The 26,637-nt window shown below is 63.9% G+C and carries 28 protein-coding genes and 1 pseudogene; all 29 read right to left on the reverse strand.

Annotation, left to right across the window (positions count from 1 at the left end; all coding sequences use genetic code 11):
- Positions 1-23: 23 nt before the first annotated feature.
- The 29 genes and pseudogenes from AC2CGW_RS01090 to fliH all read right to left on the reverse strand — a co-directional run bounded on the left by AC2CGW_RS01090 (position 24) and on the right by fliH (position 26,501).
- On the reverse strand, positions 24-419 hold the full coding sequence (locus tag AC2CGW_RS01090) for a DUF2802 domain-containing protein (protein WP_186709803.1): 396 nt from the start codon (positions 417-419) through the stop codon (positions 24-26).
- A 1-nt stretch (position 420) separates the two neighbouring features.
- A complete protein-coding gene (locus AC2CGW_RS01095; protein WP_016393802.1) occupies positions 421-900 on the reverse strand; it encodes a chemotaxis protein CheW in 480 nt (159 codons plus the stop codon).
- Between the two features lie 67 nt (positions 901-967).
- On the reverse strand, positions 968-1,867 hold the full coding sequence (locus AC2CGW_RS01100) for a CheW domain-containing protein (RefSeq protein WP_484573395.1): 900 nt from the start codon (positions 1,865-1,867) through the stop codon (positions 968-970).
- Positions 1,867-2,655, reverse strand: coding sequence for a ParA family protein (locus tag AC2CGW_RS01105; protein ID WP_186666398.1), 789 nt, complete (start codon positions 2,653-2,655; stop codon positions 1,867-1,869). Before AC2CGW_RS01105 ends, AC2CGW_RS01100 begins: the two co-directional genes overlap by 1 nt.
- A 50-nt stretch (positions 2,656-2,705) precedes the next feature.
- Positions 2,706-3,593 (reverse strand): flagellar motor protein MotD, encoded by an 888-nt coding sequence (gene motD, locus AC2CGW_RS01110; RefSeq protein WP_186666400.1) that lies wholly within the window; start codon positions 3,591-3,593, stop codon positions 2,706-2,708.
- Between the two features lie 3 nt (positions 3,594-3,596).
- Positions 3,597-4,337 (reverse strand): flagellar motor protein, encoded by a 741-nt coding sequence (locus tag AC2CGW_RS01115; protein WP_186666401.1) that lies wholly within the window; start codon positions 4,335-4,337, stop codon positions 3,597-3,599.
- On the reverse strand, positions 4,337-5,458 hold the full coding sequence (locus AC2CGW_RS01120) for a protein-glutamate methylesterase/protein-glutamine glutaminase (protein ID WP_186709801.1): 1,122 nt from the start codon (positions 5,456-5,458) through the stop codon (positions 4,337-4,339). The genes AC2CGW_RS01115 and AC2CGW_RS01120 overlap by 1 nt, the downstream gene beginning before the upstream one ends.
- A 45-nt stretch (positions 5,459-5,503) precedes the next feature.
- The gene (locus AC2CGW_RS01125; protein ID WP_484573396.1) at positions 5,504-7,735 is read right to left on the reverse strand and encodes a chemotaxis protein CheA; all 2,232 of its coding nucleotides are present in this window, start codon (positions 7,733-7,735) and stop codon (positions 5,504-5,506) included.
- Between the two features lie 12 nt (positions 7,736-7,747).
- The gene (locus AC2CGW_RS01130; protein ID WP_186666404.1) at positions 7,748-8,536 is read right to left on the reverse strand and encodes a protein phosphatase CheZ; all 789 of its coding nucleotides are present in this window, start codon (positions 8,534-8,536) and stop codon (positions 7,748-7,750) included.
- Positions 8,537-8,554: 18 nt separating this feature from the next.
- Positions 8,555-8,929 (reverse strand): chemotaxis response regulator CheY, encoded by a 375-nt coding sequence (locus AC2CGW_RS01135; protein WP_104881405.1) that lies wholly within the window; start codon positions 8,927-8,929, stop codon positions 8,555-8,557.
- Between the two features lie 104 nt (positions 8,930-9,033).
- The gene (fliA, locus tag AC2CGW_RS01140; RefSeq protein ID WP_484573397.1) at positions 9,034-9,774 is read right to left on the reverse strand and encodes an RNA polymerase sigma factor FliA; all 741 of its coding nucleotides are present in this window, start codon (positions 9,772-9,774) and stop codon (positions 9,034-9,036) included.
- The gene (fleN, locus tag AC2CGW_RS01145) at positions 9,771-10,604 is read right to left on the reverse strand and encodes a flagellar synthesis regulator FleN (protein WP_016393812.1); all 834 of its coding nucleotides are present in this window, start codon (positions 10,602-10,604) and stop codon (positions 9,771-9,773) included. The genes fliA and fleN overlap by 4 nt, the downstream gene beginning before the upstream one ends.
- Positions 10,605-10,679: 75 nt before the next feature.
- Positions 10,680-11,990 (reverse strand): flagellar biosynthesis GTPase FlhF, encoded by a 1,311-nt coding sequence (gene flhF, locus AC2CGW_RS01150; protein WP_411382985.1) that lies wholly within the window; start codon positions 11,988-11,990, stop codon positions 10,680-10,682.
- A gap of 11 nt (positions 11,991-12,001) precedes the next feature.
- Positions 12,002-14,131 (reverse strand): flagellar biosynthesis protein FlhA, encoded by a 2,130-nt coding sequence (gene flhA, locus AC2CGW_RS01155; protein WP_186666407.1) that lies wholly within the window; start codon positions 14,129-14,131, stop codon positions 12,002-12,004.
- A 163-nt stretch (positions 14,132-14,294) separates the two neighbouring features.
- On the reverse strand, positions 14,295-15,437 hold the full coding sequence (gene flhB / locus AC2CGW_RS01160; protein ID WP_065862046.1) for a flagellar biosynthesis protein FlhB: 1,143 nt from the start codon (positions 15,435-15,437) through the stop codon (positions 14,295-14,297).
- Positions 15,438-15,439: 2 nt separating this feature from the next.
- Positions 15,440-16,216 carry a flagellar biosynthetic protein FliR gene (gene fliR / locus AC2CGW_RS01165; RefSeq protein WP_186666409.1) on the reverse strand — a complete coding sequence of 259 codons (777 nt, stop codon included), beginning with the start codon at positions 16,214-16,216 and terminating at the stop codon, positions 15,440-15,442.
- 7 nt (positions 16,217-16,223) lie between these two features.
- Positions 16,224-16,493 carry a flagellar biosynthesis protein FliQ gene (fliQ, locus tag AC2CGW_RS01170; RefSeq protein ID WP_054891869.1) on the reverse strand — a complete coding sequence of 90 codons (270 nt, stop codon included), beginning with the start codon at positions 16,491-16,493 and terminating at the stop codon, positions 16,224-16,226.
- Between the two features lie 22 nt (positions 16,494-16,515).
- Entirely contained in the window at positions 16,516-17,271 is a 756-nt protein-coding gene (gene fliP / locus AC2CGW_RS01175) for a flagellar type III secretion system pore protein FliP (RefSeq protein WP_186666411.1), read from the reverse strand.
- Entirely contained in the window at positions 17,271-17,723 is a 453-nt protein-coding gene (fliO, locus tag AC2CGW_RS01180; protein WP_484573398.1) for a flagellar biosynthetic protein FliO, read from the reverse strand. The genes fliP and fliO overlap by 1 nt, the downstream gene beginning before the upstream one ends.
- Positions 17,724-18,191 (reverse strand): flagellar motor switch protein FliN, encoded by a 468-nt coding sequence (gene fliN / locus AC2CGW_RS01185; RefSeq protein WP_186666415.1) that lies wholly within the window; start codon positions 18,189-18,191, stop codon positions 17,724-17,726. It lies immediately after the preceding gene.
- 45 nt (positions 18,192-18,236) lie between these two features.
- On the reverse strand, positions 18,237-19,205 hold the full coding sequence (gene fliM, locus AC2CGW_RS01190; RefSeq protein WP_054891873.1) for a flagellar motor switch protein FliM: 969 nt from the start codon (positions 19,203-19,205) through the stop codon (positions 18,237-18,239).
- Between the two features lie 11 nt (positions 19,206-19,216).
- Positions 19,217-19,714 carry a flagellar basal body-associated protein FliL gene (gene fliL / locus AC2CGW_RS01195; protein ID WP_186666417.1) on the reverse strand — a complete coding sequence of 166 codons (498 nt, stop codon included), beginning with the start codon at positions 19,712-19,714 and terminating at the stop codon, positions 19,217-19,219.
- A 260-nt stretch (positions 19,715-19,974) separates the two neighbouring features.
- Positions 19,975-21,372, reverse strand: coding sequence for a flagellar hook-length control protein FliK (locus tag AC2CGW_RS01200; protein WP_484573399.1), 1,398 nt, complete (start codon positions 21,370-21,372; stop codon positions 19,975-19,977).
- A gap of 72 nt (positions 21,373-21,444) precedes the next feature.
- Positions 21,445-21,792 (reverse strand): annotated as a pseudogene (locus AC2CGW_RS01205) (Hpt domain-containing protein).
- A gap of 49 nt (positions 21,793-21,841) precedes the next feature.
- Complete coding sequence (locus AC2CGW_RS01210; protein WP_186666421.1) at positions 21,842-23,533, reverse strand: ATP-binding SpoIIE family protein phosphatase; 1,692 nt, start codon at positions 23,531-23,533, stop codon at positions 21,842-21,844.
- A gap of 7 nt (positions 23,534-23,540) precedes the next feature.
- A complete protein-coding gene (locus tag AC2CGW_RS01215; protein ID WP_484573400.1) occupies positions 23,541-23,843 on the reverse strand; it encodes an STAS domain-containing protein in 303 nt (100 codons plus the stop codon).
- Between the two features lie 92 nt (positions 23,844-23,935).
- On the reverse strand, positions 23,936-24,388 hold the full coding sequence (fliJ, locus tag AC2CGW_RS01220; RefSeq protein WP_186666423.1) for a flagellar export protein FliJ: 453 nt from the start codon (positions 24,386-24,388) through the stop codon (positions 23,936-23,938).
- Between the two features lie 6 nt (positions 24,389-24,394).
- Entirely contained in the window at positions 24,395-25,753 is a 1,359-nt protein-coding gene (gene fliI / locus AC2CGW_RS01225) for a flagellar protein export ATPase FliI (RefSeq protein WP_288376114.1), read from the reverse strand.
- Complete coding sequence (fliH, locus tag AC2CGW_RS01230) at positions 25,743-26,501, reverse strand: flagellar assembly protein FliH (RefSeq protein ID WP_186719849.1); 759 nt, start codon at positions 26,499-26,501, stop codon at positions 25,743-25,745. The genes fliI and fliH overlap by 11 nt, the downstream gene beginning before the upstream one ends.
- Positions 26,502-26,637 lie beyond the last annotated feature (136 nt).

Here is a 26,637-nt window from a genome sequence, read left to right on the forward strand (position 1 = left end):
CGATTGATCGCCTTGTTTTACCGTTATTCCCGACGATGCAACTTGCTCATCAACTCAGCCTCCGCCTGGGTCAGCCCGCAGCTTTCGGTGAGTTCGGAAACGCTCGCGCCCATCCCCACCAGCTTGGCGGCCTGGGAGAAGGTGACATTGTTGGGATCGCGCTGCTCCAGTTGCAGCAGCCTGTCAGGCAGCGGCGAGACCGCCGCGCGCAGTTCGTGAATGGCCTCGCCCATGCGCACGGTGACGTTCTGGTAATCATCCAGACGTTTGGCCAGGTCCTTGATGCGCTGGTCACGTAGCGCATCGCCCTGGGCCTGCTGGCTGGCCATCTCGCGCTGGCGCTTGCTGTAGTTGAGGAAAAACCACAGGCTCAGCGCCCACAGCAGCGCCAGAAGGATTACCGCAGCCTCGAAGATCACCTCAGATGTTCTCCAGCTCCGACCACTCTTCCTCGGTCATCATCTTGTCCAGCTCGACCAGGATCAGCAGCTCGCCGTTCTTGTTGCAGACGCCCTGGATGAACTTGGCCGACTCTTCGTTACCGACATTCGGCGCCGTCTCGATCTCCGACTGGCGCAGATAGACCACTTCGGCCACGCTGTCGACCAGGATGCCGACGACCTGCTTGTCCGCCTCGATGATCACGATACGGGTATTGTCGGTGACATCGGACGGCATCAGGCCGAAACGCTGACGGGTGTCGATCACGGTGACCACGTTGCCGCGCAGGTTGATGATACCGAGCACATAGCTCGGCGCACCCGGCACCGGAGCGATCTCGGTATAGCGCAGGACTTCCTGCACCTGCATGACGTTGATGCCGTAGGACTCGTTGTCCAAACGGAAGGTGACCCACTGCAGGATCGGATCTTCGGAACCCTGTGCAGACGACTTTTTCATTCCCCTAGCCCTCTCAATCCGCCGTTGGCGGTGTGCTCGTTGTCGCCGCGGCAGCTGCGGCGCCGATTCAGTTGTGTTTGGTATTCATCTGCTTGACCGCACCGCTGGCGATCAATTCGGCCAGCTCGGCAACGTCGAGCAAGGCACACATGTGTTCGATCACCGTACCGGCCAACCACGGGCGCTGGCCACGCTGGCTGCGCCACTTGATCTCGGCCGGATCCAGGCGCAGCGAGCGGCTGACCTGATGCACCGCCAGCCCCCACTCGTAGCCCTGCACGGAAATCACGTACTGCAGGCCTTGACGGAAATCGTCACGGTAGCGGTCTGGCATGACCCAACGCGCGGTGTCCAGCACCTTCAGGTTGCCGGCCTGGCAACTGAGGATGCCGAGGAACCAGTCCGGTTGGCCGAACAGCGGCGTGAGCTCCTGGCCGGCCAGGCTGTAGATCGAGCCCAGGCACACCAGCGGCACCGCCAGGGTCAGCCCGGCCACGTCGAACAGCAGGCATTCGAAAGGCTCCGCTGCCCAGGCCGGACGACCATCGGCGGTGGCCGGTGGAACCGGTGCAGCAGGCGCCGGCAGGTGAACTTCGACCAGCGGTGCGACCGGCTCGATGGCCTGTGCTTCGGTCAGCACCGGGATGGCCGCCTCGGCCAGCACCTGGTCGTCGACCATGCTGACCACCGGCTGCACCGGCGGCAACACCGTGGGCAGTACATTGGCCACAGGCTCGGCGAACGGCTTGAGCGCTACCACCGACGCGGGTTCGCGGCGCGCATCACGGGCCTGCTCTTCGCGCACGGCCGCGGCGAATTCGTCGCTGGGCTCAGGTGCCTCTGCCTGCGCAACCGGCAGCGGCGCCTCGGGCACCGAGGCCGGTTCAGTGGCTTCCTGCAACAGACCGTCGAGGTAGGACTGCAGGGCGAGTTGCGGCTTGCTGGTGATCTGCGGAGCGCGGTTCATCAGGCCACCTGCAATGCGTTGCGGTACGTCAGCAGGTGCTTGAGCAGCGCCCGGTAGGCGGTCACACCGCGGCTCTTGCCATCGAACTGCGAGGGCGTGACACCGTTGCGGCTGGCATCGCGCAGGCGTGTGTCGACCGGAATATAACCTTGCCAGACCTGCTCGCCGTAGGTGTCGCGCAGCACTTTGAGCGTGCCGAGCGAGGCCTGGGTGCGGCGGTCGAACAAGGTCGGGACGATCTGGAAGGGCAGTGCCTGCTTGCGTGAACGGTTGATCATCGCCAGGGTGCCGACCATGCGCTCCAGGCCCTTGACCGCGAGGAACTCGGTCTGCACCGGGATCACCAACTGCTGGCTGGCCGCCAGGGCGTTGACCATCAGTACGCCCAGCAAGGGCGGGCTGTCGATCAGGGCAAAGTCGAAATCCTGCCACAGCTGCGCCAGACTCTTGGCGATTACCAGGCCCAGGCCATTCTGGCCCGGCGACTGGCGCTCCAGCACCGCCAGTGCAGTGCTCGAAGGCAGCAGCGAAATGCGCTCATGGCTGGTCGGCAGCAGCAATTGCCCCGGCAGCCCTTCGGGCACCACGCCCTTGTGCAGGAACAGGTCGTAGCAGCTGTGCTCCAGAGCGTCGGGATTGTGCCCGAAATAGCTGGTCATCGAGCCGTGCGGGTCGAGGTCGACGACGACCACGCGCTTGCCCGCCTCGGCCAGCAGGCCGGCCAGGGCGATGGTAGTGGTGGTCTTGCCGACGCCACCTTTTTGATTGGCTACTGCCCAGACTCTCATCGTGCGTTGCTTCCTCCCAGCATGGGCGAAATGTCCCGCCGGGAACGGTTTTATAGATTCGGTGACGGAGATTTGACGGGATTGCTCCCGACCGTCGTGGCTGGCGTAGCTGGTGCACTTTGTGTGCCAGCACGGCGCAACGCCGCGTCCGGGGTGGCATTGGCACTGCCGGAGCCAGTCAGGCTGCGGCGCACCTCGAGGTTGCGCGAAATCACCAGCACGACCCGGCGGTTGCGCGCCCGGCCGTCAGCGGTATCGTTGCTGGCGACCGGCTGATACTCGCCGTAACCCACCGAGGCCATGCGCGCCGGGTTCACCCCTTCCATCGCCAGCAGCCGCACGATGCTCGCGGCCCGCGCCGAGGACAGTTCCCAGTTGGTCGGGTACTGGGCGGTACGGATCGGCAGATTGTCGGTGAAGCCTTCGACATGCACCGGGTTGGCGAAGGGTTTGAGAATCCTGGCCACCTTCTCGATGATCTCGAAGGCGATATCGCTGGGCATGGCGTCGCCGCTGCCGAACAACAAGGCCGAGTTGAGTTCGATCTCCACCCACAGCTCATTGCCACGCACGGTCATCTGGTTCGACTTGATCAGGTCACCGAAGGCATCGTCCACCTGGTCGGTGATGGTCTTGAGCGGATCGACGCTGGTCTGCCCCAGGCCCGCATCGACCTGGTCACTGTCCTTGATCAAGGGTTCTGCCGGCTTGATCGTCAGCGGACGTTCATCGCCGATCGGGATCGGCTTGAGGCTGCGCTCGGGGTCGTTGAACACCCCGATCAGCGCCTGGGAAATGACCTTGTACTTGCCCTCGTTGATCGAGGAGATCGAGTACATCACCACGAAAAAGGCGAACAGCAAGGTGATGAAGTCAGCGTACGAGACCAGCCAGCGCTCGTGGTTCTCGTGCTCCTCGGTATGGCGACGACGACGCATGGCTTACTCCATGAAGCCTTGCAGCTTCAGCTCGATCGAGCGTGGGTTCTCGCCTTCGGCGATCGACAGCAGCCCCTCGAGCAGCATCTCGCGATAACGCGACTGGCGCATGACGATGGCCTTGAGCTTGTTGGCCACCGGCAGCAGGATCAGGTTGGCACTGGCCACACCATAGATGGTGGCGACGAAGGCCACGGCAATGCCGTTACCCAGTTGCGACGGGTCTGCCAGGTTGCCCATCACATGGATCAAGCCCATCACCGCACCGATGATGCCGATGGTCGGCGCGTAGCCGCCCATGCTCTCGAAGACCTTCGCCGCCTGGATGTCACGGCTCTCCTGGGTGAGGAAATCGACCTCCAGAATGCTGCGGATCGACTCAGGCTCCGCGCCATCGACCAGCAGCTGCAAACCTTTGCGTGCGTACGGGTCCGGTTCGGCATCGGCGACGCCCTCCAGCCCCAGCAGGCCTTCCTTGCGCGCGGTCAGGCTCCAGTTGACGACACGGTCGATACCGCCGGCCAGATCGACCCGTGGCGGGAAGAAGATCCAGCGCAGGATCTGCAACGCACGCTTGAACGCCGACAGCGGCGACTGCAGCAGCGCTGCGGCCAGGGTGCCGCCGATCACGATCAGCCCGGCCGGGCCGTTGAGCAGCGCGCCGACATGCCCGCCTTCGAGGAAGTTGCCACCGACGATGGCGACGAACGCCAGGATCAGGCCGATAACGCTGAGAACATCCATCAGACACAGGCCTCGACCAGGTGCTTGCCGATCTCGTCCAGGCTGTACACGGCGTCAGCCAGGTTGGCCTTGACGATGGCCATGGGCATGCCGTAGATCACGCAGCTCGCCTCGTCCTGGGCCCATACGGTGCTGCCGCCCTGCTTGAGCAGGCGAGCACCTTCGCGTCCGTCGGCGCCCATGCCGGTCAGCACGACCGAAAGCACCTTGTCACCGTAGGTCTTGGCCGCCGAGCCGAAGGTGATGTCTACGCAGGGTTTGTAGTTCAGGCGTTCGTCACCCGGCAGGATCTTCACCGTGCCACGGCCATCGACCATCATCTGCTTGCCTCCCGGGGCCAGCAGTGCAAGGCCTGGACGCAGCACATCACCGTCCTCGGCCTCCTTGACGCTGATCTTGCACAGCTTGTCGAGGCGCTCGGCAAAGGCCTTGGTGAACGCCGCCGGCATGTGCTGGATCAGCACGATGGGTGCCGGGAAGCTGGCGGGCAGTTGCGTCAGCACCCGCTGCAGGGCCACCGGGCCACCTGTGGAGGTCCCGATCGCCACCAGCTTGTAGGGCTTGCGCTTGGGCGTCGGCGAATGGCTGGCAGCGGCGCGCACCGGTGCCGCAGCACGAACCGGGGCAGTGCTGCCCAGGGTGCTGGCCGGAGCATGGCTGGTGCTGGGCGCGGCGCTGGCAACCGGGCTTGGCGCGTGACTGGCGAAACTGCTGAAACGGCGATTGCTGCGCGAGATGGTGTGGACCTTCTCGCACAGCATCTGCTTGACCTTCTCGGGGTTGCGCGAAATATCCTCGAAGTTCTTCGGCAGGTAATCGACCGCCCCTGCGTCCAGCGCATCGAGGGTGACACGCGCGCCTTCGTGGGTGAGCGAAGAGAACATCAGGACCGGCGTCGGGCAGCGCTGCATGATGTGCCGCACGGCGGTAATGCCGTCCATCATCGGCATCTCGTAGTCCATGGTGATCACATCAGGCTTGAGCGCCAGCGCCTGGTCGATCGCTTCCTTGCCGTTGGTCGCGGTGCCGACCACCTGGATGGTCGGGTCCGCCGAGAGGATTTCCGAGACACGGCGGCGGAAGAAACCGGAATCATCCACCACCAGGACCTTGACTGCCATAAACACTCCATTAGGCGGCGCAACCGCCAGGTCGCGCCGCCGAAATCAAATACGCCGGGCGGCGTAACGCTTGAGCATGCTCGGGACGTCGAGGATCAGCGCGATACGACCGTCACCGGTGATGGTGGCGCCGGACATGCCCGGGGTGCCCTGCAGCATCTTGCCCAGCGGCTTGATCACCACCTCTTCCTGGCCCACCAGCTGGTCGACCACGAAGCCGATACGCTGAGTGCCGACCGACAGGATCACCACATGCCCTTCGAGCTGCTCCTCATGCTGCTGGTCCTGGACCAGCCAGCGCTTGAGGTAGAACAGCGGCAGCGCCTTGTCGCGCACGATCACCACTTCCTGGCCATCGACCACGTTGGTGCGCGACAGGTCGAGGTGGAAGATCTCGTTGACGTTGACCAGCGGGAACGCGAACGCCTGGTTGCCCAGCATCACCATCAGCGTCGGCATGATTGCCAGCGTCAGTGGCACCTTGATGATGATCTTCGAGCCCTGGCCCTTGGCCGAGAAGATGTTGATCGAGCCGTTGAGCTGGGAAATCTTGGTCTTCACCACATCCATGCCCACACCGCGGCCGGACACGTCGGAAATCTCGGTCTTGGTCGAGAAGCCCGGAGCGAAGATCAGGTTGTAGCAATCCGACTCGCTCAGGCGGTCGGCTGCATCCTTGTCCATCAGGCCCTTCTCGACCGCCTTGGCGCGCAGGACGTTCGGGTCCATGCCCTTGCCGTCGTCGGAGATCGACAGCAGGATGTGGTCACCCTCCTGCTCCGCCGACAGGACCACCCGACCGGTGCGCGCCTTGCCGGAGGCCTCGCGCTCTTCGGGGGTCTCGACGCCATGGTCGACCGCGTTGCGCACCAAGTGCACCAGCGGGTCGGCCAGGGCCTCGACCAGGTTCTTGTCCAGGTCGGTCTCTTCGCCGACCAGCTCCAGGTTGATTTCTTTCTTGAGCTGGCGGGCCAGGTCGCGCACCAGGCGCGGGAAGCGGCCGAAGACCTTCTTGATCGGCTGCATGCGGGTCTTCATGACCGCGGTCTGCAGGTCGGCGGTGACCACGTCCAGGTTGGACACGGCCTTGGACATGGCCTCGTCGCCGCTGTTCAGGCCCAGGCGCACCAGGCGGTTACGCACCAGCACCAGCTCGCCGACCATGTTCATGATTTCATCCAGGCGCGCGGTATCGACCCGCACCGTGGTTTCCGCCTCGCTGGCGCCGTGCTTGTCGGCAGCCGGGGCTGCAGCGCGTGCAGGGGCCGCAGCGGCGGCAGGCTTGGCGGCTGGCGCGGGTGCAGGCGCCGGTTTGGCGACGGGCTTGCTTTCAGCCTTGGCAGCAGGTGCGGCCGCCACGGCAACGGCAGGCGCTTCAGCCGCAACGGCATCGCCACTGAACTTGCCCTTGCCATGCAGTTGGTCCAGCAGGGCCTCGAACTCGTTGTCGGTGATATGGTCGCCGACAGGTTCGGCCGCCGGTGCAGTGGCAGTGCTGGCGGTGGCTTCGACGCTCGGCAGTGCATCGGCGGCAAAAGCGCCCTTGCCATGCAACTGGTCGAGCAGCGCCTCGAACTCTTCGTCGGTGATCTCGTCACCGGCCGGCGCCGCGACTGCAGCCTCCGGCTCGCTCGCCGCGACTTCCGGCGAGAACTGACCCTTGCCATGCAACTGGTCGAGCAGCGATTCGAACTCGGCGTCGGTGATCTCGTCAGCGCTGCCGGAAACGGCTTCGCCCTGCGACTGCTCGGCCGCCTCGGCCTGGGCCTTGACCGCGTCGAGGGAATCGAGCAGTTGTTCGAATTCGGTATCGGTGATGTCCGCCTCGGCAGCCGGTGCCTCGACGACGGCCGCGGCCACGGCAACCGGTGCCACGGCATCGGCGCTGGCCGGTTCGGCCAGGCGCGACAGCGCGGCGAGCAGCTCTGGCGTGGCCGGGGTGATGTCGCTGCGCTCGCGAACCTGGCCAAACATGCTGTTGACCGTATCCAGCGCTTCGAGCACCACATCCATCAGTTCGGCATCGACCCTGCGCTCTCCCTTGCGCAGGATGTCGAAGACGTTCTCGGCAATGTGGCAGCACTCCACCAACTCATTGAGCTGAAGGAAGCCGGCGCCCCCTTTTACAGTGTGAAAACCGCGAAAGATCGCATTGAGCAGGTCCGCATCGTCAGGTCGGCTTTCCAGCTCGACCAGTTGCTCGGACAGTTGCTCGAGGATTTCGCCGGCTTCTACCAGGAAATCCTGAAGGATTTCTTCATCGGCGCCGAAGCTCATTAAACGTGCTCCCTAAAAACCCAGGCTGGACAGCAGATCATCGACATCGTCCTGACCGGACACGACGTCTTCACGCTTATCGGCATGAATCTGCGGACCTTCACCCCGAGTTGGATGTTTTTCTTCATCTTTTTCAGCACGCAATTGATCGTGGTCATGTTCGATACCGGCAAAGCGGTCGACTTGACTGGCCATCAACACGAGCTTGAGCAGATTGCTTTCGACTTCGGTGACCAGTGCGGTCACCCGCTTGATCACCTGCCCGGTCAGGTCCTGATAGTCCTGAGCCAGGAGAATATCGTTGAGGTGGCCGGCCACCTTGCGGTTACCTTCGGCGCTGTGCGTCAGGAAACTGTCGACGCGCTTGACCAGCTCACGAAACTCCGGCGCCGCCACCTCGCGACGCATGAAGCGCTGCCAGTCGACGGACAAGGTCTGGGCCTCGCTCGCCAGGTCGTTGAGCACCGGCGTGCTCTGCTCGACCAGGTCCATGGTGCGATTGGCCGCGTTCTCGGTCAGCCGGACCACGTAGGACAGCCGTTCGGTGGCGTCGGTGATCTGCGACACTTCCTCGGCCTGCGGCATGCGCGGATCGATCTGGAAACTGACGATGGCGCTGTGCAGCTCGCGGGTGAGCTTGCCGACCTCCTGGTAAAGGCCACGGTCACGGGTCTGGTTGAGCTGGTGGATCAGCTGCACCGCCTCGCCGAACTGGCCGCGCTCCAGGCTTTGCACCAGCTGCTCGGCGTGCTTCTTCAGGGTCGACTCGAACTCCCCCAGAGAATCGTTTCTTGATTCCATAGCGCCCCCAGACATGGCTCAGCCGTTGACGCGTTCGAAGATCTTCTCGATCTTTTCTTTGAGTACCTGCGCGGTGAAAGGCTTGACCACGTAGCCGTTGACGCCGGCCTGGGCCGCTTCGATGATCTGGTCGCGCTTGGCCTCGGCGGTCACCATCAGCACCGGCATGCCCTTGAGACGGTCGTGGGCACGTACCTTGCGCAGCAGGTCGATACCGGACATGCCGGGCATGTTCCAGTCGGTCACCAGGAAGTCGTAATGACCGCTTTCGAGCATCGGCAGGGCCGTGGTGCCATCGTCGGCCTCGTCGGTGTTGGTGAAGCCCAGATCACGCAACAGGTTCTTGATGATCCGCCGCATCGTCGAGAAGTCGTCAACGATGAGGATTTTCATATCTTTGTTCAATTAGACCTCCAAGCAGTCTTAAACGCGCTCGTCTGGCAAGCGCGCGCTCAATCAATTCGGCACCACGGAAAACGACTGCATCGAACCCGGGTTCACCGTGCCCGCCATTCACCCAACCGACTGCGCAGACGCGCTGCGCACTGGCTGTGCAACTGGCTGACACGCGACTCGCTGACCCCCAGCACTTCCCCGATTTCCTTGAGGTTCAACTCTTCGTCGTAGTACAGCGCCAGGACCAGGCGCTCGCGCTCCGGCAGGTTGGCGATCGCGTCGGTCAGTGCGGCCTGGAAGCGTTCGTCTTCCAGATCCCGCCACGGCTCGATCTGGCCGCTGGCACCGTCCTCGTGCAGCCCTTCGTGTTCGCCGTCCTGCAGCAGGTCGTCGAAACTGAACAGGCGGCTGCCCAAGGTATCGTTCAGAATCCCGTAATAATCGTCGAGACTCAATTGGAGTTCGGCAGCAACCTCGTGATCTTTAGCGTCACGACCGGTTCTTGCTTCGACGGCGCGAATCGCGTCACTGACCATGCGCGTGTTGCGGTGCACCGAACGCGGCGCCCAATCGCCCTTGCGCACCTCGTCGAGCATGGCGCCACGGATGCGGATGCCGGCATAGGTCTCGAAGCTCGCGCCTTTGCTGGCGTCGTACTTGTTGGCCACTTCCAGCAGGCCGATCATGCCGGCCTGGATCAGGTCCTCGACCTGCACGTTGGCCGGCAGGCGCGCCAACAGGTGGTAGGCGATGCGCTTGACCAGCGGGGCATAGCGCTCGACCAGCTCGTACTGGGCGTCTTTGGACGCCTTGCTGTACATCTTGAATCCGCTCGCGTTCATAGCACCGGCCCCGCACTGGTAGGCTGCACCAGGCGCTCGACGAAGAACTCCAGGTGCCCACGCGGGTTGGCCGGCAGCGGCCAGCTGTCGACCTTCTGCGCAATGGCCTTGAAGGCCAGGGCGCACTTGGAGCGCGGGAAGGCCTCGTACACTGCGCGCTGCTTCTGCACCGCCTTGCGCACGCACTCGTCGTAGGGCACGGCGCCGACGTACTGCAGGGCCACGTCGAGGAAGCGGTCAGTGACCTTGGTCAGCTTGGCGAACAGGTTGCGCCCTTCCTGCGGGCTCTGCGCCATGTTGGCCAGGACGCGGAAGCGATTCATGCCGTAATCGCGGTTGAGCAACTTGATCAGGGCGTAGGCATCGGTGATCGAGGTAGGCTCGTCGCACACCACCAGCAGCACCTCCTGCGCGGCGCGGACAAAACTGACCACCGAGTCACCGATACCCGCAGCGGTGTCGATCACCAATACGTCGAGGTTGTCGCCGATCTCGCTGAACGCCTGGATCAGCCCGGCATGCTGGGCCGGCGCCAGGTGCACCATGCTCTGGGTGCCCGAAGCCGCCGGCACGATGCGTACGCCGCCCGGCCCCTGCAGCAGCACGTCGCGCAGCTCGCAGCGTCCTTCGATGACGTCGGCCAGGGTACGTTTGGGGGTCAGCCCCAGCAGCACGTCGACGTTGGCCAGACCCAGGTCGGCGTCCAGCAGCATGACCCGGCGGCCGAGTTCGGCCAGCGCCAGGGACAGGTTCACTGAAACGTTGGTCTTGCCGACGCCACCTTTGCCACCGGTGACGGCGATCACCTGTACGGGATGCATGCTACCCATGTCTGTTCTTTACCTTGTCTCGCGTGGGACCCGCCCACTTGAAGGGCCGCTGTCGACCCCCTGCGCCGTTCATCTTCAACCCGCGCGCTTATCGGGATTGTGGTAGAGATCAGCGAACATGTCGGCCATGGCCTCTTCGCTGGGCTCTTCCTGCAACTGCACGCTGACCGCACGGCTCACCAACTGGTGCTTGCGCGGCAACTGCAGGTCGTCCGGAATGCGCGGACCATCGGTGAGATAGGCCACGGGCAGTTCGTGACTGATGGCCAGGCTCAGCACTTCGCCGAGGCTGCCCGTTTCATCGAGCTTGGTCAGGATGCAACCGGCCAGGCCACAGCGCTTGTAGCTGTGATAGGCGGCGGTCAGCACCTGCTTCTGGCTGGTGGTGGCCAGTACCAGGTAGTTCTTGGCGGCGATGCCGCGGCTGGCGAGCGACTCGAGCTGCATGCGCAGGGCCGGATCGCTGGCCTGAAGGCCCGCGGTGTCGATCAGCACCACGCGCTTGCGCAGCAGTGGTTCCAGGGCCTGGGCCAGCGACTGGCCCGGATCGACATAGGTCACCGGCACATTGAGGATGCGCCCGAGGGTCTTGAGCTGCTCCTGGGCACCGATGCGATAGCTGTCCATGCTCACCAGCGCCAGGTGCTGCGAGCCGTACTTGAGCACGTAGCGTGCCGCAAGCTTGGCCAGGGTGGTGGTCTTGCCCATGCCGGCCGGGCCGACCATGGCGATGACCCCGCCCTCCTCGATCGGCTCGACCTCAGGCACCTCGATCAGGCGCGCCAGGTGCGCCAGGACCATGCGCCAGGCCTGGCGCGGGTCTTCGATTTCACCGGCCAGGTCGAGCAGTTCACGGGCGATCGGGCCAGACAGGCCCAGGCGCTGCAAGCGACGCCAGAGGTTGGCCTGCTGCGGCTTGCTGCCCTGCAACTGGCCCCAGGCAAGCGAGCCGAGCTGCACTTCGAGCAGCTCGCGCAGGCCCGAAAGCTCCGAACGCATGGCATCGAATACGCGCTTGTCCACCGCCGGAGCTGCCGGGGCCGGCGCAGGCACCGGCGCTTCCACATGCGGCTCGACCAGTGGCTCGGACGCGGTCAGCGACAGGCCGGCAAACAGTTGCCGGTTGCCGAGCTCGGCGTCACCACGCCCGTCCAGCTCGGCCTGGGCGGTGGCGATGCGCGAATGGGTCTTGCGCAGCTCGTCCTCGAGCTCGACATTCGGCACGCGTGGGGCCAGGGCGGACAGCTTGTAGTCCAGCGCGGCCGTCAGTTCGACACCGCCGGCGATACGCCGGTTGCCGATGATCGCGGCATCGGCGCCAAGCTCATCACGGACCAGTTTCATGGCCTGACGCATATCGGCGGCGAAAAAACGCTTAACTTGCATAACCCACTACCTCAGCCATTAGGGCCCACGGTGGCAACGATGGTGACTTGCTTGTTGTCCGGTATTTCCTGGTACGCCAGCACATGCAGGTTGGGCACGGCCAGACGACCGAATCTCGACAGCATGGCACGGATCGGGCCGGCGACCAGGAGAATGGCCGGCTGGCCTTGCATCTCCTGGCGCTGCGCCGCCTCGATCAGCGAACGCTGCAACTTCTCGGCCATGCTCGGTTCAAGAAGAACACCGTCTTCCTGACCCTGCCCGGCCCTTTGCAAACTATTGAGCAAGATCTGTTCCAACCTTGGTTCAAGGGTGATCACAGGCAGCTCGGACTCAACGCCGACAATGCTTTGCACGATGGCGCGGGACAAGCCGACCCGCACCGAAGCCACCAACGCGGCGGTATCTTGACTCTTGGCGGCATTGTTGGCGATGGCCTCGGCAATGCTGCGGATGTCACGCACGGGCACCTGCTCGGCAAGCAGGGCCTGCAGGACCTTGAGCAACCCCGACAAGGAAATGACACCCGGCACCAATTCCTCGGCAAGTTTCGGCGATGCCTTGGACAGCACCTGCAGCAACTGCTGAACCTCTTCATGGCCGATCAGCTCGTGGCAGTGCTTCTGCAGAATCTGGTTGAGGTGAGTGGCGACCACGGTGCTGGCATCGACCACCGTGTACCCCAAGGACTGCGCCTGGGCGCGCTGGGCCACATCGATCCACACCGCCTCCAGGCCAAAGGCCGGGTCGCGCGCGGCGATACCATTGAGGGTGCCGAACACCTGCCCAGGGTTGATCGCAAGCTCGCGGTCCGGGTAGATCTCGGCCTCGGCCAGGATCACCCCCATCAGCGTCAGGCGATAGGCACTGGGCTGCAGGTCGAGGTTGTCGCGAATGTGCACGGTGGGCATGAGAAAGCCCAGGTCTTGCGAGAGCTTCTTGCGCACGCCCTTGATCCGCGCCAGCAACTGGCCGCCCTGGTTGCGGTCGACCAGCGGAATCAGGCGATAGCCGACTTCCAGGCCGATCATGTCGATCGGGGTCACGTCGTCCCAGCCCAGCTCCTTGGTTTCCATGGCGCGCTGCGGCGATGGCAGCAGATCCTGTTGGCGCTGCGCTTCCTGCACGGCCAGGAGCTTGGCCTTCTGCTGTTTCTTCCACACCAGGTAGGCGCCACCACCGGCCATCAGGCCGAGGCTGAGGAAGGCGATGTGCGGCATCCCCGGCACCAGCCCCATCACCACCATCAGCGCGCCGGAAACAGCCAGCGCCTTGGGCGAATCGAACATCTGCCGGTTGATCAGCTTGCCCATGTCCTCGGAGCCCGAGGCGCGGGTGACCATGATCGCGGCCGCAGTGGACAACAGCAGCGAGGGCAACTGCGCCACCAAACCGTCACCGATGGTCAACAAAGCGTACACCTTGCCGGCGTCGCTGAAGGTCATGCCATGCTGCAGCATGCCGATGAGCATGCCGCCGATAAGGTTGATGAACAGGATCAGCAGGCCGGCGATGGCGTCGCCACGCACGAACTTGCTGGCACCGTCCATCGAGCCGTAGAACTCGGCCTCCTGGGCCACCTCGGCGCGACGCGCCTTGGCCTGGGCCTGGTCGATCAAGCCGGCGTTGAGGTCGGCGTCGATCGCCATCTGCTTGCCGGGCATGGCGTCGAGGGTGAAACGCGCGCTCACCTCGGAGATACGCCCGGCACCCTTGGTCACCACGACGAAGTTGATGATCATGAGGATGGCGAACACCACCGCACCGACCACATAGTTGCCGCCGATCACCACTTCGCCGAAGGCCTGGATCACCTTGCCCGCCGCACCGTGACCCTCCTGGCCGTGGAGCATGACCACGCGGGTCGAGGCGACGTTGAGCGCCAGGCGTAGTAAGGTCGCCACCAGCAGGATGGTCGGGAAGGCGGCGAAGTCCAGCGGGCGCAGGGCATAGACGCAGACCAGCAGGACCACGATCGACAGCGCGATGTTGAAGGTGAAGAACACATCGAGCAGGAACGGCGGGATGGGCAACATCATCATTGCCAGCATCACCAGCAGCAACAGCGGCACACCCAGGTTCCCCCGACCGAGACCGGCCAGGTTGTTACGGGCGTTGCTGATTAACTGAGCGCGATCCACCGGGTATCCTCTTCAAGCAAAACTTTGACGCCTGGACGGCGCTTGGGCGTGGCTTTGCAAGAAGCTTTCCAACTTTGCCTGGGTGCGGGGCCAGGCGCTCTGTTGCGGTGTTTTCGCGGTCCACCGCGGTGTTCTTTTCGCGGGCAAGCCCGCGCCTGCAGAATCAATTGTCGCGCTGCAGGTCCGGCGGAATCGGCAAATCCTTCTTCAGCGGCTCGGGCGGCTTGCCCTTACCCGAGCGGTACTGGCGAATCTGGAACACGTACGCCAGCACCTGCGCCACTGCCAGGTACAGCCCGGCCGGAATTTCGTGCTCAAGCTCCGTGGAGTAGTAGATCGCCCGCGCCAGCGCCGGCGATTCTAGGATCTGTACCTTGTGCTCCTGGCCGATCTCGCGGATCTTCAAGGCCAAAAAGTCAGTGCCCTTGGCCAGCAGCAACGGCGCCGCACCGCCCTTCTCCGGGTCGTACTTGAGCGCCACGGCATAGTGCGTCGGGTTGGTGATGATCACATCGGCCTCGGGCACCGCCGCCATCATCCTGCGCTGCGACGCCTCGCGCTGCAGTTGGCGAATGCGCTGCTTCACCTCCGGCTTGCCCTCGGTATCCTTGTATTCGTCGCGCACTTCCTGCTTGGTCATCTTCAGCTTCTTGTGCGTCTGCCAGAGCTGGAACGGCACATCGACGATGGCGATCAGCAGCAGACCCGCTGCCATCCACAAGGCGCTCCAGCCCACCACCTGCACGCTGTGGATGATCGCCTGCTCGAGCGGCTCCTTGGCAATCGCCATCAGCGCCTCGCGGTCGTTGGCCAGCACCACCAGCGCCACCACCAGCACCAGGAAGAACTTGGCCACCGCCTTGAGCAGTTCGGTCAGCGAGTTCAGCGAGAACATGCGCTTGATCCCGGACAGCGGGTTCATCCGGCTGAACTTGGGCTGCAGCAAGGAGCCGGAAAACAGAAAGCCTCCCAAGGCGATCGGGGCCACGAACGATACGACGAACAGCAACACCAGCACCGGCTGGGTGGCCCAGATGGCCATCTTGCCCGAGGCCATCAGGAAGGCACCCATGGCCCGCTCGTCGACTATCACTTCGCGCGACAGGGTGAAGTTCACGCGCATCAGCGTCATCAGGGTTTCGGCAAGGTGGCCACCGAAGGCCAACAAGGCACCGGCACCGCCCAGGGTCACAGCGAAGGTGTTGAGCTCTTTGGAACGGGCGATGTCACCCTTTTCCCGTGCGTCGCGCTTGCGCTTCTCGGTGGGTTCCTCTGTCTTGTCCTGACCGCTCTCGCTCTCTGCCATGCTCAGGGCGCCCGTGCCAGTTCACGCAGCCACTGCAAGGCCTCGCTGGCCAGCTGCTGATAATGCGAGAGGATGTCGGCAAGGCCGACCCAGAAGATGGCCAGCCCCAGCACCAGGGTCAGCGGGAAACCAATGGAGAAGATGTTCAACTGAGGTGCGGCGCGGGTCATCACACCGAAGGCAATGTTGATCACCAGCAGCGCTGCGATGACCGGCAGGATCAACACCAGGCCCGCACCGAGCACCCAGCCCAGACGCCCGGCGATCTCCCAGAAATGCGCGACCACCAGGGCATTGCCCACCGGCAGCGTGGTGAAACTTTCGGTCAGTACCTCGATCACCACCAAGTGGCCGTTCATCAGCAGGAACAGCACACTCACCAGCATGGTCAGGAACTGCCCGACCACCGCCACGTTGACGCCGTTGGCCGGATCGACCATCGAGGCCATCGCCATACCCAGCTGGATGGCGACGATCTGCCCGGCAACGACGAAGGCCTGGAACAGCATCTGCAGCGAAAACCCGAACAGCGCACCGACGATGATCTGCTCGGCGCACAGCAGCACGCCGCGCACGCTCAACGGCTCGAACTCGGGCAGCGGCGGCAGGCCCGGCACGATCACCACGGTGATCGCCACCGCCACGTACAGGCGGATCCGCGCCGGCAGCATGCGCGTACCGAACACCGGCATGGTCATCAGCACCGCTGCCACGCGAAACAGCGGCAGGATGAAAGTGGCGACCCAGGTGCCGATCTGCGCGGCGCTCAGCTCAAGCATGGGTTCATCATCCGATCAACTGCGGAATGCCGCTGTACAGGCCGGTCATGTATTCCATGAACTTCTGCACCAGCCACGGACCGACCACGATCAGAGTGATCAGCATCACCAGCAGACGCGGCAGGAAGCTCAGGGTCTGTTCGTTGATCTGCGTGGCCGCCTGGAAGATCGCCACCAGCAGGCCGACCAGCAGGCTGGGCACCACCAGCACCGCCACCATGAGGGCCGTCAGCCAGAGCGCATCGCGAAACAGGTCGACGGCTACTTCCGGGGTCATCGAAAACTCTCCTTGAGCGGCCTCAGACGCCGCCGAAACTGCCGGCCAGCGTACCCATGATCAACGCCCAGCCATCGACCAGGACGAACAGCATGATCTTGAACGGCAGCGAGATGATCAGCGGCGACAGCATCATCATACCCATCGCCATCAGCACACTGGCGACCACCATGTCGATGATCAGGAACGGGATGAAGATCATGAAACCGATCTGGAACGCGGTCTTGAGCTCGGAGGTGACGAAGGCTGGCACCAGAATGGTCAGCGGCACCTGGTCGGGACCGGCGATGTCGGTACGCTTGGACAGGCGCATGAACAGGTCCAGGTCGCTTTGCCGGGTCTGCGCCAGCATGAAGTCCTTCAGCGGCCCCTGGGCCTTGTCGATCGCCTGCTGGGCGGTCATCTGCTCGTTCAGGTAGGGCTGCAAGGCATCACGATTCACCCGATCGAACACCGGCGCCATGATGAACATGGTCAGGAACAGGGCCATGCCGGTGAGCAACTGGTTCGACGGTGTCTGCTGCAGGCCCAGGGCCTGGCGCAGGATGGAGAAGACGATGATGATGCGGGTGAAGCTGGTCATCAGGATGACGAACGCTGGAATGAAGCTCAGCGCCGTCATGATCAGCAGGATCTGCAGGCTGACCGAATATTCCTGCTGGCCGTTCGGCCCATTGGACAGGGTGATGGCCGGGATCGACAACGGATCGGCGGCCAGGGCCACGGGCGCGGCCAGCAACAGCGCCAGGGTCAACAGTAAGCGCAGCGCGCCGCTCATCACTTCTTGTCCTTCTGGTCCTTGCCCATCAGCTCGAGCAGCCGCTGGGCGAATTCCGGTGCCGCCTGGCGCGCGCCGGCAGGCACTTCCACGGGCTCGGCCATGACGTGCAATGCTTCGATGCTGCCAGGGCTGTGGCCGATCAGGATCTGCTCCTTGCCCACCTGCACCAGCAGCAGGCGGTCGCGCGGGCCGAGGGCACGACTGCCGACGATCTCGATCACCTGCCCGCCGCGCGGCTGCGCCACCTGCAGGCGGCGCAACAGCCAGGCGAGCAGGAAGATGGCGCCCACCACCACGAGCAGGCCAAAGACCATCTGCGCCAGTTGCCCGCCCATGCCGGCCGGCGTCGCCGTGCTGGCCGGCACCGGCGCGGGATCAGCCGCGGCGATCACCACCTCGCTGGCGAGCAATGTGCCCAGGGCGGCGACGCCGCGTATCAGGCCCTTCACTCAGCGCAGCTTCTTGATGCGTTCGCTGGGGCTGATCACGTCGGTCAGGCGGATGCCGAACTTCTCGTTGACCACCACCACTTCGCCATGGGCGATCAGCGTGCCATTGACCAGTACGTCCAGGGGCTCGCCGGCCAGGCGATCGAGCTCGATGACCGAACCCTGGTTCAGTTGCAGCAGGTTGCGAATGCTGATTTCCGTGGCGCCCACTTCCATGGAGATGCTCACTGGAATGTCCAGGATCACGTCCAGGTTCGGACCTTCCAGGCCGACGTTCTCGCTCGGCCGCGGGGAACTGGCGAACTCTTCCATGGGCAGGCGACCTGCGCCGGAGGAGCGGCCACTGTCGGCTGCCAGCAGCGCATCGATGTCCGCCTGGCCCGCATCACCGGTTTCTTCCAGGGCTGCCGCCCACTCATCGGCCAGGGCCTGTTCCTCTGGGGAGGTGATCTCGTTTTCGTTAGCCATAAAGTCCTCGACAGGCTTTCAATTCGTAGTGCGACCGGCTCGCCGTCAGCGGCGCTCGATCGGGTCGATGATCTGCAGCGACAGGGTGCCCTTGTGCGAGCCCAGACGCGCCTTGAACGACGGCACGCCATTGGCGCGCAGTACCAGGTGTTCGGGCAGCTCTACCGGAATCACATCGCCCGGCTGCATGTGCAGGATGTCGCGCAGCTTGAGCTGACGACGGGCAACGGTGGCCGAGAGCGGCACATTGACGTCCAGCACGTCCTCGCGCAGGGCCTTGACCCAACGCTCGTCCTGATCGTCCAGGTCGGACTGGAAACCGGCATCGAGCATCTCGCGCACCGGCTCGATCATCGAGTACGGCATGGTCACGTGCAGGTCGCCGCCGCCGCCATCGAGCTCGATGTGGAAGGTCGAGACCACCACCGCCTCGCTGGGCCCGACGATGTTGGCCATGGCCGGGTTGACCTCGGAGTTCATGTACTCGAAGTTCACCGGCATGATCGCTTGCCAGGCTTCCTTGAGGTCGACGAAGCACTGGTCCAGGACCATGCGCACCACGCGCAGCTCGGTCGGCGTGAACTCTCGGCCTTCGATCTTGGCGTGACGGCCGTCGCCACCGAAGAAGTTGTCCACCAGCTTGAACACCAGCTTGGCGTCGAGGATGAACAGCGAGGTGCCGCGCAGCGGCTTGATCTTGACCAGGTTGAGGCTGGTCGGCACGTACAGCGAATGCACGTACTCGCCGAACTTCATCACCTGCACACCGCCCACCGCCACGTCGGCGGAGCGACGCAGCAGGTTGAACATGCTGATGCGGGTGTAACGGGCGAAGCGCTCGTTGATCATCTCCAGGGTCGGCATGCGACCGCGGACGATCCGGTCCTGGCTGGTCAGGTCGTAGCTCTTGACGCCACCGGGCTCGGCAGCGCTCTCGGTCTGTACCAGCCCATCGTCGACCCCATGCAGCAGGGCATCGATCTCATCCTGGGACAGCAGGTCCTGCACGGCCATCGAGTGTGCTCCTACTGCAATACGAAATTGGTGAACAGCAACTGGTCGATGACCGGCTTGCCGACTTCCTTCTGCGCCACTTCCTGGACCACCGCAGTGGCCTTCTGGCGCAGCATTTCCTGGCCCACGGCACTGCTGGCCAGACTGTCGAAACCTTGCCCGGAGAACATCATCACCAGATTGTTGCGAATCACCGGCATATGCACCTTCAGCGCATCGAGGTCAGCCTGGTTGCGGCCCTGCAGGGTGATGCTCACCTGCATGTAGCGCTGGCGGCCGTTCTGGTTGAAATTGACCACGAAGGCCGGCGCCAGGGGCTCGTAGATCGCCGCTTGCTTGACGCTGGCCACGGCAGGATCGGCTGCAGGCGCAGGCTCGCTCTTGTGCATGATGAACCAGGTGGCGCCAACCGACAGGCCCACGGCCAGCAGCAGGGCCAGCACCAGCAGCAGGATCATCTTCAGTTTGCCTTTAGTGGCGGGGTCTTTGACTGCGTCGCTCTTCGCCATGCCAATAATCCGTCGTCCATCGGGGTTTCAAGAAAGGATGACGTGGCAGAGCAAGTGTTATGCCAGATTTGGCCGAGCGGGCTTGAGGAGGTGGTAGGAGCGGGCTTGCCCGCGAACACGGGCGAAGCCCGTGCCAGGCAGCGCGGTGTATTTTTCGCGGGCAAGCCCGCTCCCACAGGGATTTGGGCTGGCTTCTAGATTTTGAGCAAGACAGTTGCTCACAAAAGCCCGCACCGGTGTCAGACGCAACCCCCGAGCGATCAGGCGTAGTAATCGACCGCACTGTCGCCGATCACCACCTGCTGCTCCACCGGCCGTGAAGCATCGGCCAGCTCAGCGTCCTCGCCCGCCTCCCCGGCCCGACGCGCTGCGACACCGGACAGGTTCGACCCACCCTGCTGGGCTTGCTGTTGCTGCTGGCGCGACTGATCGGCGACGTTGACGTCAGGCTGGGCCAGCCCCTGCTGGGCGAACAGTTCGCGCAGGCGGTACAGCTGGCTGTCCAGTGCATCGCGCACGCCGGCGTGACCACTGATGAAGGTGACCTGGGTAGCCTGGTCCGCCGCGACATTGACACGAATGTCCAGGCGGCCGAGCTCGGCAGGTTCGAGCTGGATATCGGCCGACTTGAGGTTCTGGCTGGACAGATACATGACCCGGTTGACCAGGCCCTCCGTCCAGGCGCCCTGGTTCATCGCCAGCGGCTGGTGCAGCGGGTTGGTCGGCGGCACGGCGTGGGCGGTCTTGGGTGTGACGGCCTGGGTCAGGTTGGCCAGGCGATTGGCGAAATCGTCCACACGGGTGTCACTGTCAGCATGCTTGACGTCCTTCAGGCCACTGGACAACAGCTCGGAGAAGCCTTTTTCGCCAGGCTGTGATTGGCCGCGCTCGGATTCGCCCTCAGGCTTGACCGCCAGGCTCGCCAAGGTATTGACGTTGGCCTGGGCACTGTCATCCTGGGCCGCGGCCTTGTCGCCCGAAGCGGACGCATGGGCCGAAGTGGTCCCTTTGGCCTGGGCGTTCTGCTCCAGGGCCAGGCGCAGTGTCGGCATGTTTGCCAAGGCATCGGCTTCGGGATCGAAGTCGCTGTCGCTGGCGGCCTCTTCGGTGAGCGCAGGAGGTAAGGGTTCGGCCTGCGCTGCAGGCTGCTGGATCGCGGCCTGCAGCACGGGCGCCACGGCCTCGGCCTGAGCCTGGATCAGCTGCGCGCCCGCCAGGGCATCGGTCACCTGCCCTGCGACCAGGTTGGCATCCAGCGAGTTCGAGTCGCCTGACTGCGCACTGTTGCCAGGCGTGGAAACCTGTCGATCATCGCCACCAGCCTGCTGGGTGCTGTCGCTCGGCGTGTTCTTGTCACTGGTTGGCGCGGCCTTGTTGCTGCTGGCTGGCAAATTCTTGCCATTGGCGGCAACCGACGGGGATTTGTCATTGCCGACTTTGCCGCCGGCGCTGAAGTCACGCTTATCCTTGAATGCAGGTTGCGAGGCCTTGTCGTTGCGCACCGGCGTCGTGTCACGCTGCTGGCGCGCCATCAACTGATCGAAGCCGCCGCCCTGATTGCCTGCTGCCTGCGAGGTTTTGTCCGTCGCGGAACTGGTCGCCCGCGAGTTCGCATTGGCGAGGCCGGCTTGCAACAAGGGATTGGATGCGACAGGCATTGAAACTCTCCACGCCAGTGAACCGAAATAGTATCTGGGTGAAGACAGGCAAAACTCGCGCCAGTTTTGCCATCAGCCTGCAGAAACCCGCTCACGCTCGCTGCGGTAGAAGCGCTGGACCTCGACAAATTCCTGGTCAATCTGATTGATCAGGTCTTCGATGCCGTACAGAGGCTGTTGCCGCACACGTTCCTCAAGCTGTTGGCACAGACCTGCCAAGCCCACTGCGCCCATGTTGCTGCTGCTGCCCTTGAAGCTGTGGGCGGCCATACCCAGCTCGTGGGCATCCTTGGCCTCGTGCAACATGCTGAGTCAACACACGGAGTCTTCCAGGAAGGTTTCCAGCAACTGCAGGTAGCCATCTTCCATGACCTCCCGCAGGTCGCTCAGGACCTTGTGATCGATATGCTCGTCTGTCACTTGCTCACTCCTTGATCAAGCTTGATTATGCCTCAATCGCCGGGGCCGCTCACCAGCCGAACTCAACCCGCGCCCGCCGCCCCTGGTCGAGCCATTGAGCCCGGACGCCCAAGCGCTGTACCAGATGCAGCCCACGCCCACTCAAACCTTTTTCCGACGCCGGGCGTGCCAACACCTTCTCGATATCAAAACCCGTGCCACTGTCGCTGATTTCCACTGTGAGACGCCCACCTGCCGCCATCGGTTCCACTCTCAGCGCTATTCGCACGAAGCCCTCGGACAAAGCTGTCAGACGCCGGCCGCGCTCGCGGTAGTACTCGGCAAATCCCGCGGCATCCTGCTTGAGCCGCGAGTCCAGGCCCAAGACTCCGTGCTCCAGTGCGTTGGAGTAAAGCTCACCGAGCACACTGTGCAACACCGCACTGCTGGGGCGCAGACCGTGGATTTCCTGAAGAAACTGCAACAGATAGGGAACCGGATTGAACCGCTTCAGGCTGTCGGCATGCAGCACCAGCGACAACGACCAGTCCAGTGGGCTGGAACGACCGCTGTCGGAATACACCGGCGCCACGGGTGCCAGGCCACCTGGCTCAGCCATGCGGATATCGCACAAGCTGATATCGTCTCGCGGCACACCGCCAAAACGCTCCAGTGCCTGCATCACTTCATCGAACAGCTGCCCAGGGTCTCGGTTGGCCGCCAACACCTCACGCAAACGCTCCACGCCAAACAATCGATCCTTTGCATCGCCGGTATCGACCACGCCATCGGAGAGCAGGAACACTCGCTCCCCCGCCGTCAGCGGCAGTATGTCGGTGCGGTCGTCGAACTGCTCGGGCGCAAGGATACCCAGCGGCAAATGCCGCGATTGCAGCACCGACAGCACCTCGCCGGCGGCCGACAAGCGATAGCCATCGGGCATGCCGCCGTTCCACACCTCGACCGTGCCACGCTCGAAGCTCAGGTTCAGCAGCAGCGCGCAACAGAACATGTCCACCGGCAGGATGCGCTTGAGCTTGGCGTTCATCTCGCGCAGCGTCTCGACCAGGCCATAGCCCTTGGCGGTCATGCCATAGAACACCTCGGCCAGGGGCATCGCCCCAACAGCCGCCGGCAGGCCGTGTCCAGTGAAATCACCCAGCAGTACATGCATGTCGCCCGAAGGTGTGAACGCAGCCAGCAGCAGGTCGCCGTTGAACAATGCGTAGGGCGACTGCAGGTAGCGGATATTGCTGCTTCTCAGGCAACCGGAATGGGCGACCTTGTCGAACACGGCTTTGGCCACGCGCTGCTCGTTGAGCAGGTGATGGTGGTGACGGGCCAGTTCGTCGCGCTGCTCCAGCACCGTGGCCTGCAGCCGGCGCAGGCGATCCATCGCGCCGATCTTGGCGGCCAGAATCACCGCGCTGTAGGGTTTGGCCATGAAATCGTCGCCGCCGGCCTCCAGGCAACGCACCAGCCCCTGCTCCTCGTTCATCGAGGTGAGGAAGATGATCGGCACCAGCGCTTCACCGGCCATGGCCTTGATCCGTCGCGCCGCCTCGAAGCCATCCATCACCGGCATCAAGGCATCGAGCAGCACCAGGTCCGGCCGCTCTTCGGCGAACAGTGCCACGGCCTGCTCGCCATTTTCGGCAGTGACCACCTCGTGCCCCTGGCGCCGCACGATCTGCGCGAGCAGCAAGCGATCCGCCGCACCGTCCTCGGCGATCAGCACCCTCAATCCCTGTTCGGCGGGCATGGTCGGCTCAGCTGACGTCGAACAGTTTTTCGAAATTGGAAATGGCGAGAATCTTGCGCACGTCCGAACTGGTATTGATCACTTTGATATCCGAGCGCTCGCCACCGGCGTGATCGCGCAACAGCAGCATGCCCAGCGCGGAGCTGTCCAGATACGTCGCGTCCTTGAGATCCACCACGACCGAATTCGGGGTCGGATCCAAGCGCTCGTAGGCGTCACGAAATTCCTGATGCTTGCCAAAATCGAAACGGCCCTTGACCTTGATCGTCAGCTGCTTTTCGTCCGGTGAAAAATCAGATTCGACTGCCATGCGTGCGATTCCTTCGAAGATGGCTACGACTCAGGAAGGTTTAGCAGTCGCCCAGCCAGGCCGCAAGCGCAGCGGGTTGAAGCAACGTCGAGCTAGAAATGATTCTGCCGCGGCAACCGCTGCGATAGCTCGTCGAGCAACTTCTGCTCGCGCTTGTCTTCTGCCCGACGAGCCTCGTCCAGGTATCGCTGCACCAGCTTGCGCAGGCCCTCGACCCGGGCATAGGCCTGTTGCCAGGCATCACGGGCGTTCTTGAGGTTGTTCTGGTGCCAGGTCAGGCTCTGACGCTGCTGGGTCATGGCCGTTTCCAACTGCCCCAGAAAGCGCTGGTAGTTAACCAACCAGCTGCCGCCAACGCCCTGGCTGCCGCGGTTGATCCACTGCAACTGGTAGTCCTCGCGAAAACGCTCAAGCTCGGCGAGCTTGGCCTGGGCCTGGGCCACCAATTGCTGGAAATGGCCCATGCGCTGGACGGCCTTACGCTCGGCCTCCTCGGCCATCTCCACCACCGGCGACAGGCGCGCGGCACGACTGGGCAGGGCCATGGCCTATCAGGCGCCCGCCGGCGGGGCGAACACCGCGCCCAACTGCTCGCCGCTCTCGGCCATGCCGACACTCTCGTCCAGCCCTTGGCGCAAGAACGCCACCAGCTTGGACTGCAAGGCAATGGCCAGGTCGGTTTCCGGATCGCCACCGGCCACGTAGGCACCGACGCTGATCAGGTCGCGACTCTGCGACAAACGCGACCACAACTGCTTGAATTTCTGCGCCTGGCGCAGATGGTCGGCATCCACCACCTGCGGCATCACCCGGCTGATCGAGGCCTCGATGTCGATCGCCGGATAATGCCCTTCCTCGGCCAGACGCCGGGACAGCACGAAGTGACCGTCCAGCACGCCACGCGCCGAGTCGGCGATCGGATCCTGCTGGTCATCACCCTCGGAAAGCACGGTATAGAACGCGGTGATCGAACCCCCGCCGGCCTCGCCATTGCCCGCGCGCTCGACCAGCTTGGGCAACTTGGCGAACACCGACGGCGGGTAGCCACGGGTGGCGGGCGGCTCGCCGATGGCCAGGGCGATTTCCCGCTGCGCCTGGGCAAAACGGGTCAGCGAATCCATCAACAGCAGGACATTCTTGCCCTTGTCGCGGAAATACTCGGCGATGCGCGTGCAATACATGGCTGCGCGCAGGCGCATCAGCGGCGCATCGTCGGCCGGTGAGGCGACCACCACCGAACGCTTGAGCCCTTCTTCGCCGAGGATGTGCTCGATGAACTCCTTCACCTCGCGGCCCCGCTCGCCGATCAGCCCGACGACGATGATGTCGGCCTTGGTGAAGCGGGTCATCATGCCCAGCAGCACCGACTTACCGACACCGGTACCGGCGAACAGGCCCAGGCGCTGGCCGCGACCGACGGTCAACAGGCCGTTGATGCTGCGGATGCCCACGTCGAGCGGCTGACTGATCGGATCGCGGTTGAGCGGGTTGATCACCGGACCATCCAGCGGCACCCAGTCCTCGGCCTTCATCCCGCCCTTGCCATCGAGGGCACGGCCAGCGCCATCGAGCACCCGCCCAAGCATGCTCATGCCCATCGGCAGGCGGCCGCTGTCATCCAGCGGCACCACCCGCGCCCCCGGGGCGATACCGGCGATACTGCCGACCGGCATGAGGAAGACCTTGCTGCCGGCAAAGCCCATCACCTCGGCCTCGACCTGCACCGGGTGGTAGCTGTCGTCGTTGATCACCATGCAGCGGCTGCCTACCGCCCCGCGCAAGCCTTCGGCTTCGAGGGTAAGGCCGACCATACGCAGCAGGCGCCCCTCGACCACCGGCTGCTCGGGCAGGCTCACCGCCTCGGCATAACCACTCAAGCGCTTGGCGAAACTGGTGCGATCAAGGCGCATCGGGCGCATCCAGCTCAATGGACAGATCCGGTGCCGCCGGATGCAGGGATTGATCGTGGGACTGCTCGAACAGTTGCGCCACGGCCTTCTCCATGCGGGTTTCCATGGTGGCATCGATGCGGCTGTGGGCCGTCTCAATGCGGCAACCACCCGGCAGCAAGGACTCGTCTTCGAGCAGCTTCCAGCTCTCCTCGTGACGCTCGCGCAAGGCCTTGGCCAGCTCGAAGTCCTGGGGATTGAGGTGGATGCGAATATTGTCGGCGCCCATTGGCAGCAACTTGAGGGCCTCACGCAGCACATGGGTGATCTGCCCGGAGTCGCTACGCAGCTCGCGGCCGATCACCTGACGGGCGACATGGACGACCAGGTGCACGAGGGACTTCTCGATCTGGGTGTCCTGCTCGGCAATGGGCTCGAGCAGGTTCGCCATCAGTTGCTCAAGGCCTGCCAGCTTGGCCGTCAGTGCCTCCTCGGCTTCCTGGCGTACCTTGAGCTGCGTGCTGTGGAAACCCTCGCGCTCGCCAGTGGCGAAGCCTTCGTTGTAGGCCTCCTGACGGATCGCCTCGAGCTCTTCGAGGGTCAACGGCTGGACTTCCTCCAGCGGCACTTCCTCGACTTCCTCGACCACCTCGGGTTCAGGCTCAGGCTCGAACTCGGGTTGCGGATCGAAGCTGGGCAGTGCCCACACATCGACACCCTCGAGGTCGCGGGCTCGGATCAGGTCGCTGGGATGTTCTTTGGTGGACATGCTGTCATGTTCTCGAAACCATGTTCGGCCAACGCGATCCCCGTGGGAGCGGGCTTGCCCGCGAATGCGTCAGCAGGGGCAACGCGTTGCCTGGCCTGGCGCCGTCGCGGGCAAGCCCGCGCCCACAGGGTCAGCG

The sequence above is a fragment of the Pseudomonas sp. SYWMCR5 genome, assembly GCF_057197165.1.

Excerpts from the sequence above, each read along its gene's own strand:
- fliM (WP_054891873.1), bottom strand. The coding sequence starts at position 19,205 with ATGGCCGTGCAGGACCTGCTGTCCCAGGATGAGATCGATGCCCTGCTG.
- fliH (WP_186719849.1), bottom strand. The coding sequence starts at position 26,501 with ATGTCCACCAAAGAACATCCCAGCGACCTGATCCGAGCCCGCGACCTC.
- AC2CGW_RS01215 (WP_484573400.1), bottom strand. The coding sequence starts at position 23,843 with ATGGCAGTCGAATCTGATTTTTCACCGGACGAAAAGCAGCTGACGATC.
- flhF (WP_411382985.1), bottom strand. The coding sequence starts at position 11,990 with ATGCAAGTTAAGCGTTTTTTCGCCGCCGATATGCGTCAGGCCATGAAA.
- AC2CGW_RS01100 (WP_484573395.1), bottom strand. The coding sequence starts at position 1,867 with ATGAACCGCGCTCCGCAGATCACCAGCAAGCCGCAACTCGCCCTGCAG.
- AC2CGW_RS01210 (WP_186666421.1), bottom strand. The coding sequence starts at position 23,533 with ATGCCCGCCGAACAGGGATTGAGGGTGCTGATCGCCGAGGACGGTGCG.
- AC2CGW_RS01095 (WP_016393802.1), bottom strand. The coding sequence starts at position 900 with ATGAAAAAGTCGTCTGCACAGGGTTCCGAAGATCCGATCCTGCAGTGG.
- fliQ (WP_054891869.1), bottom strand. The coding sequence starts at position 16,493 with ATGACCCCGGAAGTAGCCGTCGACCTGTTTCGCGATGCGCTCTGGCTG.
- fliN (WP_186666415.1), bottom strand. The coding sequence starts at position 18,191 with ATGGCTAACGAAAACGAGATCACCTCCCCAGAGGAACAGGCCCTGGCC.
- fliR (WP_186666409.1), bottom strand. The coding sequence starts at position 16,216 with ATGCTTGAGCTGAGCGCCGCGCAGATCGGCACCTGGGTCGCCACTTTC.
- fliJ (WP_186666423.1), bottom strand. The coding sequence starts at position 24,388 with ATGGCCCTGCCCAGTCGTGCCGCGCGCCTGTCGCCGGTGGTGGAGATG.
- fliI (WP_288376114.1), bottom strand. The coding sequence starts at position 25,753 with ATGCGCCTTGATCGCACCAGTTTCGCCAAGCGCTTGAGTGGTTATGCC.
- motD (WP_186666400.1), bottom strand. The coding sequence starts at position 3,593 with ATGCGTCGTCGTCGCCATACCGAGGAGCACGAGAACCACGAGCGCTGG.
- fliL (WP_186666417.1), bottom strand. The coding sequence starts at position 19,714 with ATGGCGAAGAGCGACGCAGTCAAAGACCCCGCCACTAAAGGCAAACTG.
- AC2CGW_RS01125 (WP_484573396.1), bottom strand. The coding sequence starts at position 7,735 with ATGAGCTTCGGCGCCGATGAAGAAATCCTTCAGGATTTCCTGGTAGAA.
- AC2CGW_RS01115 (WP_186666401.1), bottom strand. The coding sequence starts at position 4,337 with ATGGATGTTCTCAGCGTTATCGGCCTGATCCTGGCGTTCGTCGCCATC.
- AC2CGW_RS01135 (WP_104881405.1), bottom strand. The coding sequence starts at position 8,929 with ATGAAAATCCTCATCGTTGACGACTTCTCGACGATGCGGCGGATCATC.
- AC2CGW_RS01200 (WP_484573399.1), bottom strand. The coding sequence starts at position 21,372 with ATGCCTGTCGCATCCAATCCCTTGTTGCAAGCCGGCCTCGCCAATGCG.
- AC2CGW_RS01105 (WP_186666398.1), bottom strand. The coding sequence starts at position 2,655 with ATGAGAGTCTGGGCAGTAGCCAATCAAAAAGGTGGCGTCGGCAAGACC.
- fleN (WP_016393812.1), bottom strand. The coding sequence starts at position 10,604 with ATGGGTAGCATGCATCCCGTACAGGTGATCGCCGTCACCGGTGGCAAA.
- fliP (WP_186666411.1), bottom strand. The coding sequence starts at position 17,271 with ATGAGCGGCGCGCTGCGCTTACTGTTGACCCTGGCGCTGTTGCTGGCC.
- fliA (WP_484573397.1), bottom strand. The coding sequence starts at position 9,774 with ATGAACGCGAGCGGATTCAAGATGTACAGCAAGGCGTCCAAAGACGCC.
- AC2CGW_RS01130 (WP_186666404.1), bottom strand. The coding sequence starts at position 8,536 with ATGGAATCAAGAAACGATTCTCTGGGGGAGTTCGAGTCGACCCTGAAG.
- flhB (WP_065862046.1), bottom strand. The coding sequence starts at position 15,437 with ATGGCAGAGAGCGAGAGCGGTCAGGACAAGACAGAGGAACCCACCGAG.
- AC2CGW_RS01120 (WP_186709801.1), bottom strand. The coding sequence starts at position 5,458 with ATGGCAGTCAAGGTCCTGGTGGTGGATGATTCCGGTTTCTTCCGCCGC.